Genomic DNA, 11994 nt, shown 5'->3' with positions numbered 1-11994 from the left:
TCCCGAGGCTGGGGTGCTGGTCGTAGCATCTTACCCTTCGCCCTTGGAATCACCATGTTGTGCCGCTCACTACTGCCGCGGATTGTTGCGGATGACTGCTGTTTTCCGTCTGTTTTGCTCAGGCGTGGCAATGCACGGCGCAGATCAATTCGCGCGAACGTTGCAGCGCGGCCTGCGCGCCGCGGGACGCCATTACCCAGCCGACCTGGCCGAGATTGAAATCCTGCGACACCATCACCTGCATGAGGGCGACCATCGGTAAGACCACCGACGGCCGATAAAGCTGGTCTCTGATTAAAGCTGGCATGACAACTCCCATCGCACGATGCCGATTCGGCATCGCACTCAATTTACCTTTCGATGGGAGCATTTTAGGGAGACCGACCTCGCGGATAAATACCGGGAACGCGAAGTCACTTGTTTGTCAAACCGAACAATCGAATCCGGCTGCCCACGGCCGCACCCGGCGAAAGCCCGCATTCGCAGGCCCGGCAAGGCGTCCGGGCTTGCATGCGGGTCGCAGCCGGATTCAGGAGGCGTCGGCCACGTTGAGTTGCGCGTCCCACAAAGCGCGGGCATACGCGCTTGCCCCGACCGGACGGCTGTAAAGATAGCCCTGCTGCTTGTCGCAATCGATCGCGCGCAGGAACGCCGCCTGTTCGGCGGTTTCCACCCCTTCGGCAGTGACGTTCATGCCGAGGGAGTGCGCCATCGCCACCACCGCCTGCGTAATCGCAATCGAATCGCGATGATCCGGCAGCCCCGCGACAAACGAGCGGTCGATTTTCAGGTTATGCAGCGGGAAGCGCTTCAGATACGACAACGATGAATAGCCGGTGCCGAAATCGTCGACGGAAATGCGCACGCCCATGGCGTTCAGTGCGCTCAGCATCGGCAGGACGGTTTCGCTGTCGCTCATCAGCAGCCGCTCCGTGATCTCCAGCTCCAGCGCCGTCGGTTCGAGCCCGGACTGCGCGAGACAGCGTTCGATCCGCTCCACCAGGCCGTCGTTGAATTGCCGCGGCGACAGATTCACCGCGACAATCAGCTCCGGCGCCAGCGTGCGGCGCCATTGCGCCACCTGCTCGCAGGCCCGCGCCAGCACGAAGTCGCCGATCTCGACGATCAGCCCGGCATCTTCGGCCACCGGGATGAATTCCCCCGGCGACACGTTGCCCAGCTCGCTGTTGTACCAGCGCAGGAGCGCCTCCGCGCCGATCGTGCGGCCGTCGTGGCTATCGACGATCGGCTGGTACACGAGGCTCAGTTCGTTGGCGGCGAGCGCGCGCCGCAGCGATTGCTCGATCGTGAAGCGGCGCTGCAGATGCTGATTCAGCTCGGCGGTGAAGAACTGGAAGTTGTTGCGGCCGCGCTGCTTGGCGTGATACATCGCCGAATCGGCGTTGCGCATGAGCGTGGCGACGTCCTGGCCGTCTTCGGGAAAGCGGCTGATGCCGATCGACGCGCCCAGGTAGTACTCGTTGTCCGCCACCGCGAACGGCACCGCGATCATGTCGAGGATGCGGCGCGCGAGGCCGATCAGATGCCCGGTGTTTTCATACGCGCTGACCACGATCACGAACTCGTCGCCGCCCACGCGCGCGAGCGTGTCCTCGGCCGAGATGCACGCCGAGAGGCGCTCCGCCACGCTGCACAGGAGCGAGTCGCCGGCCTCGTGACCGGCGGTGTCGTTGACTTTCTTGAAGCCGTCCAGATCGACGAACAGCACGGCGACGCTCGCCAGCTCGCCCATGCCGGACGACATGTCCGGCGTGAACAGATCGCGCATCCGCTCGGTGAGATAGGCGCGGTTGTAGAGGCCGGTGAGCGAATCACGGGTGGCGAGGAACTTGAGTTGGCGCTGCGCCTCGCGCACGGGTCCGATGTCGGTGAACGAAATCAGCACCGAGCTGGGTTCGCTCTCGCCCGGCTTGATGATCGGCACGACGTTCTCGGTGATCCAGACGATGTCGCCGCCGATCAGCTCCACGCCGATCGTGACGCCGAGCACGGGTTTGCCGGTTGCCAGCACCTGGGCGGTCGGGCGAGCCGTATCGGCGACGAGCGAGCCGTCCTCGTGATACGCGCGCACCATCACCGTATGAATACTACGGCCGACGATCTGCGGGGTCGCGCGCAAAATGCGCTGCGCGCTCGGATTGCAGGCGAGCACGATACCCCCGCGCGACTGCACCACGATCCCTTCGATCAGGTGATCGACCACCAGCCGGTGATGCTCCTCGCTGTGCGCGAGGCGCTGAACCATGGTGTCCTGATGCACGGCGAGACCGACGCTGTGACCGATGTCGCGCAGCATCGCCTCTTCCTCGGCGCTCGGACGGCGCGGCACGCGGTAGTACACCGCGAAGGCGCCGAGCACCACGCCGGAATCGTTTTCAAAGGGCACCGACCAGCAGGCCCGCAGGCCGAGCGGCAACGCGAGGTGCCGGAAGTCGGCCCACAGCGGATCGGTTTCGATATCCTCGACGACGACGAGACGCCGCTCGTACATCGCGGTGCCGCACGAGCCCACCCGTGGGCCGATCGCGGCGCCGTCGATCGCCGCGCTGAAGTGCGCCGGCAGCGACGGCGCGCCGCCCACTCTGGTGTGCACGCCGTCGGGGTCGAGCAACAGGATTGAACAGGACGCGCCTTCCCCCAGCAGCGCTTCCGCGCGGCGGCATACTTCGTCAAGCAATTCCGGCAGCGGCGTGTTGCGGGTGATCAACCGCAACACCGTGCGCTCCGACGCCAGCACCCCTTCGGCGAGATTCGATCCATAGCGGCCTTCAGGCGCTGCTCCCAGCGTGTTTTCTGATGTCGCTTCGCAAGTCATATGTGCGCCCCCTAACCCGACATCGGCAAGTTAGTGTACGCGGCACACGGGGGTTTACGCGAGGCCGGCGAATTTAATTCGTCGCGTGTCGCAGACGGGTTGGCTAATTGGGCCGGTTGATCGCTGGGTCAAACGGCCCAATGGCCATGCTGGAGCGGGTGATGACGCCGTGGGCGGGCGCCGCGCGGGCCGGGTTTCGGGCTCCTCTACCGCCTGTGGCGCAGGCGGAACCCGAATCGCGCTGGAACACGCTGCGGCGACTTGCGCATGAGCGCGATCAGCTATGCTGATCCGGTGGACGGCCGCCGCCTCCGCCACCACCACCGCCGCCTCCGCCGCCTCCGTGTCCTCCGCCACCGTTACCGCCGTTGCCGCCGCCCGGCGGCCTGTCTCCGCCACCTTTAGAATGACCGCTTTGAGGCCGGCCACCGGCATTGCCCTGCGGTTGGCCACCCGGTGGCCGCCCGCCAACATTCCCCGGCGGCTGGCCACCCGATGGCTTTCCTCCGCCATGCCCCGGTGGCTGACCACCCGATGGCCTTCCTCCGCCATGCCCCGGTGACGACCCGCCCGGCGGTCTTCCTCCGTCGTGCCCCGGTGGCGGCCCACCCGGCGGTCTTCCTCCGCCGTGCCCGGGTGGCGGTCCGCCCGGTGGCCTTCCTCCGCCGTGCCCCGGTGGCCGTCCCGCGCCGGGCCGCGGCGGAGGTGGCGGCGAATGATGCGCCCAGCGCGATTGCTGGCCGTACCAGGGCCGGCCGCGATAATAGTTGCCCCAGTACGTACCGATCGAGAACGTCACGATCGGCAGCCCGATCACCGTGCCGTAGTTCATCACCGGTACGTTGGCGCCCTGGTAGGGATAACTGAGCGACCCTGCATAGACCCAGCCGCGCAAGTTCGGCGCGGCGACATCGCACCATTGATAGTTGCTGATGCAGCCCATGACGCTCAATGGCACACCGCGCGGCAATTGCACCACGATCGGGTAATCCGGCGCCGGACCCGCGCGAACGTTGACGGTAGTGTTGGTATAAGCCTGCGACTGCGCGCCAGCTACAGCGGGCAACGCAAGCACGCCGGCCGCCGCATACAGACAACGAACGAGTTGTTGTTTCATTCTTTCTCCCGTTTCAAGGGCCGCGTTGGTGTTGCCAGGTGTTGGCGGCCTGTCCTGCTTGTGGTGAGTCCTGCTTCCGGTCCCTGCAACGCACGCCGCATTGCCATGCGCGGTGCGTCGGCTCACAGGCGAGTTGCACGGCACATGCCTGAAAGCGTTTGGTCAACCTCTCGCGTCGATTCCTGCCGTCCCGGTGAGGCAAGATTTGGTAACCACCCACGTGAACTCACGCGTTTTTCGGTCGTCCGTATTCCGGCGACTCGGCTGATCATCCATTGCATGAAAAAGCCATGCACTGCCGGGACCGCCATGACAAGAATCCGCCCACTTCTGATCGCCGCGCTGATGCTCGCGCAGCCATTCGCCCACGCCACCAGCTTCGACTGCAACAGGGGGCGCTCGCTAACGGAGAAGATGATCTGCAACGACCCCGCGCTCTCGAAGCTCGACGACACGCTGGGGCAACTGTACTGGAAAGCGCGTCGTCGGGTCACCAACCGGCGGGCCTTTCTCACCGACAGCGACAGCAAGTGGGCATGGCGTGAAGCGAACTGCCGCGATGCGGCGTGTCTGGGGACGTGGTACGCGACGCGTATCGAAGAACTGCGGAAACTGATCGACAGCATGCAAGCCGGAACGCCGCCGCCGTCCGCTACGCCGGTTGAACCGGACACGCGGCGCAGGCCGCTCATGGCGCCCGCGCAGCCCACCGAGGTGGCGATGCGTCAGTGCACGGCAGCGAATCCGGGGATCGTGGTGAACGAGCAGTGTTCCACCGTGCTCAGGGAGACCAGCGGTCAGTGGAAACATCAAGCGCGTGGCGGCGACTGGTTCTGCGGCGTCGCGATGCTCGCACCGGCGGAGATGCAGGCGGACGCCGCGCAATGAGAAAGGTGATGCGCATGCTGGCGGAGCGCCGCCACGCCAGCATGCGTGCAAGGTGGTCGTTCTCCCGCGAAGGGGGAAAAGCACTGCTACCGGCCGCTCCAGAATCTGCGCTGAACTTCCATCACCTCGGCTTCCACCTCGGGCACCGGCCCGACCACCTCGACTGGTTTCTGGCAATGATCGAAGACATACCGGCAGTCCACGCTCATGGTCGGATTCTCGGCGTGATCGCCGGTTGCTTCCAGCAAGCGCTTCTCGGTCATGCCGAACACGACCCGGCCGATGTTGGCCCAATACATCGTCCCGGCGCACATGCAGCAAGGTTCGACCGACGTGTACAGCGTGCAACTCCACAAATACTCGGGCGTGAAGTTCAACGCCGCCACGCGCGCCAGCACCGACTCGGCGTGATTCACCGTGTCGACGTTGCCCTGCTCCATCAGCACGGTCTCCTGGTCCGGCCCGACCAGCACCGCGCCGAACGGATGATGTCCTAGCAGCGTCGCCCGCTCGGCCACCCGGCTCGAATGCCGCAGATGCCGCACGATCTGTTCGTGCGTGGGCGTCAAACCCTGCGGCGGATAGTTCGCGGCCGCGGCGGCGGCCTCCGTCGAAACGGTCAGACTCACTGGCGATCTCCTTGAATAGTAGTTAGATTAGCGAAGTAAATTTCTACTTGGGCAGCGAGCCATCTACGCCTTGCACGAACCAGTTCAAACGCAGCAGTTCCGGATCGCTCAGCGACTTGCCGGCGGCGACCTTCACCGCGCCGGACTGATCCATGATCGGACCGGCAAACGGATTGAACTTGCCGGAGATAATGTCGTCGCGCTTCTGGCTCAAGGCCTTTTGTGCGGCCGGCGATACGGCGTCGGTGTTGATGTCGGCGAGATCGATCGCTTTCTCTTTCAGCCCCCACCACACCGGCGAGTTGTTCCATGTGCCCGCCATCACCTGATCCACCAGATGCGTGTAGTACACGCCCCAGTTGCTCACGCATGCGCCGAGTTGCGCGTTCGGCCCGAACTTCTTCATATCCGAGTCCCAGCCGAACGCATGCACCTTCTTCTGCTCGGCGGTCTGCATGGTCGCCGTCGAATCGGTGTTCTGGATCAGCACGTCGGCGCCTTGGCCGATCAGCGTTTCGGCAGCCTGCTTTTCGCGGCCCGGATCGAACCAGCTGTTGATCCATACCACCTTCACGCGCGCATTCGGATTGACCGAGCGTGCGCCCATCGTGAACGCGTTGATGTTGCGCACGACTTCGGGCACCGGCACGGAGCCGACAAAGCCGAGTGTATTCGACTTGGTCGTATAGCCCGCGACGAGACCTGCCAGGTAAGCGCTCTGATAGGTGCGCACGTCGTAGGTGGCGAAGTTGGCGGCCTTCTTGTAGCCGGTGGCATGTTCGAACACGGCGTCCGGGAAGTCCTTCGCGACCTTCAGTTCGAAATCCTGGAAGCCGAAGCTCGAACCCACCACGATCTTGTTGCCCTTGGACGCCAGATCGCGGAACACGCGCTCCGAATCCGCCGACTCCGGCACGTTCTCGACGCGCGTCACCTTGACCTTGTCGCCGAATTTCGCTTCGAGCGCTTTCACGCCCTGTTCGTGCGCGTAGGTCCAGCCGGCGTCGCCGGGATTGCCGAGATAGACGAAGGCAATGCCGATCGGCTGCGTGGCGGCGGCCGACGCCCCCGCGGCACTGAATGCCAGGCTCGCGCCAAGCGTCGCTGAAATGAGCGTGCGGACGGTTCGGACGGTTTTGATGCGCAGTGAATGATGCAGCGCTCGCGCCAGCGTTGTTTTCATGGATTCTCCGAAGATGGTTGAAGGTGCCTGCCCCAGCGCTCGGGATAACCCGGGCAAGGCTCCAGCATAGGGGGCCATATTCGAAGGTCAATTTCAGCGGAAAAATTATTATTCGTTATCTCGTCTATAACGAATCGAGTATTCTGGGTGCCCAGGAAACATGTTCGATGACTTCGAACGAGTGCATCGGAGAAGTGGTACGGCAAGCATCTCGCACAGGCGCACTATGACTCTCACCAACCCGCAACACTCTTTCGGAGATTCAAAATGACTCGCTTCCAAAGTAAGTCGGTTCTCGTCACCGGCGGCAGCAGCGGCATCGGCTTCGCAGCCGCCAAGGCATTCGCCCACGAAGGCGCCCGTGTGGTCATCACCGGCCGCGACGCCGATGCGCTCGAAACGGCCAGACTGGCGCTCGGCGCCGACGCCGTCGCGGTGCGCAACGACGCCGGCTCGGTGGCGTCGGCGCGTGAACTGGCCGCCGCGATCAGCGCCGCCGGCATCCGGCTCGACGCGGTGTTCGTCAACGCCGGCACCGCGAAATTCGCGCCGTTCCCGGATGTCGACGAAGCCTTCTGGGACGCGATGTTCAACACCAACGTCAAGGGCGCCTACTTCCAGATTCAGGCACTGTTGCCGTTGCTCAATCGCGGCGCCTCGATCGTGATCAACGGATCGATCAATGCGCATATCGGTATGCCGGCGTCGTCCGTGTATGCGGCGAGCAAGGCCGCCGTGATTTCGCTGGCGAAGACGCTGTCGTCGGAATTGCTGCCGCAAGGCGTGCGCGTCAATGTGGTGAGCCCCGGCCCGGTGCAAACGCCGCTGTACGGCAAGCTCGGTCTCGACGCCGCCGCGCTCGAAGCCACCGCCGCGCAGATTCTCGGCCAGGTGCCGGTCGGCCGCTTCGGCACGCCGGAAGAAATCGCCTCGACCGTGCTGCATCTTTCGGCGCCGGAATCGGCGTTCATCGTCGGCACGGAAATCATCGCCGATGGCGGTATGAGCCAGCTTTAAGCTCGCGCTCAGGCGAGCCGCGCACGCGGCTCGCCGATCTGTCGCCCAGTCACGCGCGACGCGCTTCAGTGAAGCTTCGGCGACGGATCCGCCTCGTCGTCATCGGGCAACTCGCCATCGCCGAACAAGTCGGCACATAGACTTTCGCCGAGTTCGCTCAGGCGCGCCGTGCCTGTACCTTCTTCGTTGAAGGTGGTGTCCACCAGACCGCCGTCGACGAGCGCCGTCAAGTGCCGCCGCAAGCCGCTCATCGGCACGCCCGCCTGCTTCGACAGTTTGGCGAGCGACCACGCGCCGCCCGGCGTTTCCCGATGCGCGCGCCACAGTTGCGTCAGCACGGCGGCCAGCACCGGATCGAGTTCGTCGTCTTCCATGGTGAATGTCTCCTCGTTCTCTTATGCCATCTGTGTGACCAGTTCACCCAACGTCTTCAAAGCCGCTTCGGTCTGCGCCGTCCACGGATAGCTGTAGTTGAGCCGGATGAAGTGGCGGAAATCGTTGCGCGTCGAAAACATCATGCCCGGCCCGACCGTGATGCTGCGCGCAAGCGCCGCCTGGTAAAGCCGCATCGAATCGACGCGCTCGGGCAGTTCCACCCACAGCACGTATCCGCCCTGCGGCGTCGACATACGCGTGCCGACCGGAAAAAACCGCTGCACCATCGCCATCATGATGCTCGCCTGCTGCCGGTAGACCTTGCGCACGTGCCGCAGATGCCGGTCGTAGCCGTCCTGCCGCAAATAATCCGCGACCGCGACTTGCGGCACCGACGGCGTGGTCAGCGTATTGAGAAACTTCAGCTTCTCGACCTGCGCGCGATAGCGTCCCGGCAGCGCCCAACCGATCCGGTACGACGCGGTCAGGCTCTTCGAAAACGACGCGCAGTGCAGCACCAGTCCTTTCTTGTCGAAGTTCTTCAAGGTTGACGGCCGCGTCTCGCCGAAGTACAGCTCCTGATAGACATCGTTCTCGATCACCGGTATCTCGTGCGCGGCGAGCAGTTCGACCAGTTGCCGCTTGCGCGTGTCGGGCATCTGGAAACCGAGCGGATTCTGGAAGTTCGGCATCACCATGCACGCCGCGATCTTCTGTTCGGCGATCACCTGCGCGAGCGCCTCGATATCGATGCCGTGCACCGGATGCGTGGACACCTCGATCGCGCGCATGCCCAGACGCTCGATGGCATGCAGCATCGCGTAATAAGTCGGCGATTCGACGGCCACCGTGTCGCCGGGTTTGGCGACCGCCTGCAAGCTCAGGTTGATCGCTTCGGTCGCGCCGAGCGTGATGACGATTTCGTCGGGATCGACCGGCACGCCGTTCTCGGCGTAGCGCCTGGCGATCTGCCGGATCAGTTCGGGGTTGCCCGGCGGAAGGTCGTCAATCAGGTTCCAACTCGCGTGGCGTCGCGCGATCGCGTTCGCGTACTGGTTGATGCGCCGCCACGGGAACAGCGACGGATCCGGATACGGCGAGCCGAACGGCACGGCGTCGTGCGCGCGGATGCTGCGCAACGTCGACAGCACGAGGCGGCTCACGTCCACCGCGGCGGCCACCGGCGGCGTCTGCGGTGTTGACAGGCGGCCGGGCCGCGGTTCGTCGAGCGCTACTGCCCGCGCTGCGGCGTCGCGCACGAAATAGCCCGACTGCGGACGGGTCTCGACAATCCCACGGCTTTCCAGCAACGCGTATGCGTGCAACACCGTCTTGATGCTGACGCCGTGCTGCTGGCTCGCCTGGCGCACCGACGGAATCCGCTCGCCCGCCGCGAACACCCCGCGGCGCACGGCTTCGGTCATTTCATCGGCGAGTTTTTCGTACAGTTTCAAGGACCTGAGTCAAACCGAAGCGTGGGCTGGAACGCCAGTCTATGACAAAAGTCTCGCAACTGTATCCCTTCTCTTTCCAATTTTCTGTATGCTGCGCCCTTTTTGGAACACAGTAGGCTTGCACCTATCGGCTCAACAGCCTCGTTCAAGCCCGATCCGGCGGCAACATCATGAAGAAACCCGAAGCTCGCATCGAACCCTATACGCACCCTGCCGCAGGCTGGGGCGCGCTCAAGTACGTCGCCATCAACCTGATCAAGGAAAAGGTGACGGGCGGCGACTACCGCATGCTGTTCAAGCAGAATCAGCCGGACGGCTTCGACTGCCCCGGCTGCGCGTGGCCGGATCGCGAGCATGCATCCACCTTCGAGTTCTGTGAAAACGGCGTGAAGGCCGTGGCCGCCGAAGCGACCAGCAAGCGCGTGACGCCGGCGTTCTTCGAGCAACACACCATTGCCGAACTGATGACGCAATCGGACTTCGAACTCGAACAGCACGGCCGCCTGACCGACCCGCTCGTCTACGACGCCGTGCGCGACCGCTACGTGCCGATCGGCTGGGACGAAGCGTTCGACCTGATCGCCGATCACCTGAAGCGCCTCGACGATCCGGACCGCGCCGCCTTCTACACCTCGGGCCGCGCCAGCAACGAAGCCGCGTTCCTGTACCAGCTGTTCGTGCGCATGTACGGCACCAACAACTTCCCCGACTGCTCGAACATGTGCCACGAGGCGACCAGCCGCGGCTTGCCGCATACGGTCGGCATCGGCAAAGGCACGGTGACGCTCGACGACTTCGAACACGCCGATACGCTCCTGATCTTCGGCCAGAATCCGGCCACCAACCATCCGCGGATGCTCGGCGAATTGCGCGAGTGCGCCAAACGCGGCGCGACCATCGTGTCGATCAATCCGCTGAAGGAACGCGGCCTCGAGCGCTTTGCGAGCCCGCAGCATCCGGTGGAAATGCTGACGATGGGCAGCACCAAGATCAGCTCCGTGTTCATCCGGCCGAAGGTCGGCGGCGATTTCGCGCTGATCAAGGGCGTCGCCAAGCGCGTGATCGAACTCGACGATGAGGCTGTGGCGTCGGGTCTTGAGCGCGTGCTCGACGTCGCGTTCATCGCCGAACATACCGTGGGCTTCGAGGCGTTCGCCGATGACCTGCGCGCCGAAAACTGGGACACGATCGTCGCCGAAGCGGGCGTGCCGTTCGAAGACGTGCTGAAGCTCGCCGACATCTACGTGAAGGGGCGCGCCGTGATCTCGACGTGGGGCATGGGCCTCACGCAGCACAAGAATTCGGTGCCGACGGTGCAGATCCTGTCGAACCTGATGATGATGCGCGGCAACATCGGCCGGCGCGGCGCGGGCCTGTGCCCGGTGCGCGGGCACTCGAACGTGCAAGGCGACCGCACGGTCGGCATTGAAGAAAGGCCGACCCAGGCGTTTCTCGACCGGCTCGGCGAAGTCTACGATTTCGAGCCGCCGCGCGAACACGGACTCGACGTCGTCAATACGATTCAGGCGATGCTCGACGGCAAGGTGAAAGTGTTCATCGGCCTGGGCGGCAATTTCTCGATCGCGACGCCCGATACGCCGCGCACATGGGAAGCGATGCGTTCGTGCGACCTCACCGTGCACATCACGACCAAGCTGAATCGCAGCCACCTCGTGCATGGACGCGACGCGCTGATTCTGCCGACGCTCGGCCGCACCGAAATCGACCTGCAGAACGGCGTGGCGCAAGGTGTGAGCGTCGAGGATTCGATGAGCATGGTGCATATCTCGTACGGCATGAACAAACCGGCGTCGGAGAATCTGCTGTCGGAAATCGCGATCGTGGCGCGCATGGCGCATGCGACGCTCGGCAGCGAGAAAGTGGATTGGCTTGCGCAGGCCGCGGACTACTCGCTGATCCGCGACGGCATCGCGCAGGTGATCGAGGGCTTCACGGACTACAACGAGCGGTTGAAGAATCCTGGCGGCTTCCACCTCGGCGTGGCGTCGCGCGAGCGGATCTGGAAGACGCCGAGCGGCAAGGCGCAGTTCCTGGTGCACGCGATCGATATGGCTACGCCGATTCATCAAGCGCGCAAAGAACACGGCGAGCGGCTGATGACGTTGATGACGACGCGCTCGCACGATCAGTACAACACGACGATCTACGGTCTGGACGACCGCTATCGCGGTGTGTATGGGCAGCGTCGCGTTTTGTTCGCCAACAAGGACGACCTCGCGATGCTCGGCTTCGTGGCGGGACAGCGCGTGGATATCACGAGCGTGTGGGCCGACGGCATCGAGCGTCACGCCGAAGGTTTTCTGCTCGTGGAGTACGACATTCCGCGCGGTTGTCTCGGCGCTTATTATCCGGAGACGAATCCGCTCGTGCCGCTGTCGTCGGTCGCCGATGGCGCGGGAACGCCGACGTCTAAGTCGATTCCGGTTTTGTTGAAGGCTTCCGGGATTGAAGCGGTTGCCGCGTGACGCTTGACG

Annotated in this window: 10 protein-coding genes; 3 read left to right on the top strand and 7 right to left on the bottom strand. The window is 64.1% G+C overall.

The window, feature by feature from the left end; genetic code table 11:
• Positions 1 to 118: 118 nt before the first annotated feature.
• The 3 genes from P0D96_RS10720 to P0D96_RS10710 form a co-directional block, all read right to left on the bottom strand.
• Entirely contained in the window at positions 119 to 307 is a 189-nt protein-coding gene (locus tag P0D96_RS10720; RefSeq protein WP_012433618.1) for a hypothetical protein, read from the bottom strand.
• A 222-nt stretch (positions 308 to 529) separates the two neighbouring features.
• Positions 530 to 2836 carry a putative bifunctional diguanylate cyclase/phosphodiesterase gene (locus P0D96_RS10715; RefSeq protein WP_408282978.1) on the bottom strand — a complete coding sequence of 769 codons (2307 nt, stop codon included), beginning with the start codon at positions 2834 to 2836 and terminating at the stop codon, positions 530 to 532.
• 277 nt (positions 2837 to 3113) lie between these two features.
• Complete coding sequence (locus P0D96_RS10710) at positions 3114 to 3953, bottom strand: SH3 domain-containing protein (RefSeq protein WP_408313357.1); 840 nt, start codon at positions 3951 to 3953, stop codon at positions 3114 to 3116.
• Between the two features lie 309 nt (positions 3954 to 4262).
• Between P0D96_RS10710 and P0D96_RS10705 the strand changes: the two genes are divergently transcribed.
• Positions 4263 to 4841 carry a lysozyme inhibitor LprI family protein gene (locus tag P0D96_RS10705; protein WP_408313355.1) on the top strand — a complete coding sequence of 193 codons (579 nt, stop codon included), beginning with the start codon at positions 4263 to 4265 and terminating at the stop codon, positions 4839 to 4841.
• An 86-nt stretch (positions 4842 to 4927) separates the two neighbouring features.
• Here the strand turns inward: P0D96_RS10705 and P0D96_RS10700 are convergent, their stop codons facing one another.
• Together P0D96_RS10700 and P0D96_RS10695 are read right to left on the bottom strand one after the other, a co-directional pair.
• On the bottom strand, positions 4928 to 5470 hold the full coding sequence (locus P0D96_RS10700) for a nucleoside deaminase (RefSeq protein WP_408175816.1): 543 nt from the start codon (positions 5468 to 5470) through the stop codon (positions 4928 to 4930).
• A 43-nt stretch (positions 5471 to 5513) separates the two neighbouring features.
• Positions 5514 to 6653 carry a BMP family ABC transporter substrate-binding protein gene (locus P0D96_RS10695; protein ID WP_132373793.1) on the bottom strand — a complete coding sequence of 380 codons (1140 nt, stop codon included), beginning with the start codon at positions 6651 to 6653 and terminating at the stop codon, positions 5514 to 5516.
• Positions 6654 to 6920: 267 nt separating this feature from the next.
• On the opposite strand from P0D96_RS10695, the gene P0D96_RS10690 reads away from it, so the two are divergent.
• Complete coding sequence (locus P0D96_RS10690) at positions 6921 to 7670, top strand: SDR family oxidoreductase (RefSeq protein WP_408313352.1); 750 nt, start codon at positions 6921 to 6923, stop codon at positions 7668 to 7670.
• Between the two features lie 65 nt (positions 7671 to 7735).
• On the opposite strand, the gene P0D96_RS10685 is transcribed toward P0D96_RS10690, so the two are convergent.
• Both P0D96_RS10685 and P0D96_RS10680 read right to left on the bottom strand, forming a co-directional pair.
• Positions 7736 to 8044, bottom strand: a complete 309-nt coding sequence (locus P0D96_RS10685) for a winged helix-turn-helix domain-containing protein (protein WP_132373791.1) — start codon at positions 8042 to 8044, stop codon at positions 7736 to 7738.
• 21 nt (positions 8045 to 8065) lie between these two features.
• Positions 8066 to 9499 (bottom strand): aminotransferase-like domain-containing protein, encoded by a 1434-nt coding sequence (locus P0D96_RS10680; protein WP_132373790.1) that lies wholly within the window; start codon positions 9497 to 9499, stop codon positions 8066 to 8068.
• A gap of 170 nt (positions 9500 to 9669) precedes the next feature.
• Here P0D96_RS10680 and P0D96_RS10675 point away from each other — a divergent pair, with 170 nt between their 5' ends.
• On the top strand, positions 9670 to 11985 hold the full coding sequence (locus tag P0D96_RS10675; protein ID WP_408313350.1) for an FdhF/YdeP family oxidoreductase: 2316 nt from the start codon (positions 9670 to 9672) through the stop codon (positions 11983 to 11985).
• Positions 11986 to 11994: the final 9 nt, after the last annotated feature.

Source organism: Paraburkholderia sp. RL17-347-BIC-D (genome assembly GCF_046027915.1).
GTDB lineage: Bacteria > Pseudomonadota > Gammaproteobacteria > Burkholderiales > Burkholderiaceae > Paraburkholderia.
This window is presented reverse-complemented; position numbering and strand designations above follow the sequence as displayed.

Bases quoted from the DNA above. Each gene is read 5' to 3' on its own strand.
- P0D96_RS10715 (WP_408282978.1), bottom strand. From the start codon at position 2,836: ATGACTTGCGAAGCGACATCAGAAAACACGCTGGGAGCAGCGCCTGAA.
- P0D96_RS10710 (WP_408313357.1), bottom strand. From the start codon at position 3,953: ATGAAACAACAACTCGTTCGTTGTCTGTATGCGGCGGCCGGCGTGCTT.
- P0D96_RS10695 (WP_132373793.1), bottom strand. From the start codon at position 6,653: ATGAAAACAACGCTGGCGCGAGCGCTGCATCATTCACTGCGCATCAAA.
- P0D96_RS10705 (WP_408313355.1), top strand. From the start codon at position 4,263: ATGACAAGAATCCGCCCACTTCTGATCGCCGCGCTGATGCTCGCGCAG.
- P0D96_RS10690 (WP_408313352.1), top strand. From the start codon at position 6,921: ATGACTCGCTTCCAAAGTAAGTCGGTTCTCGTCACCGGCGGCAGCAGC.
- P0D96_RS10675 (WP_408313350.1), top strand. From the start codon at position 9,670: ATGAAGAAACCCGAAGCTCGCATCGAACCCTATACGCACCCTGCCGCA.
- P0D96_RS10720 (WP_012433618.1), bottom strand. From the start codon at position 307: ATGCCAGCTTTAATCAGAGACCAGCTTTATCGGCCGTCGGTGGTCTTA.
- P0D96_RS10685 (WP_132373791.1), bottom strand. From the start codon at position 8,044: ATGGAAGACGACGAACTCGATCCGGTGCTGGCCGCCGTGCTGACGCAA.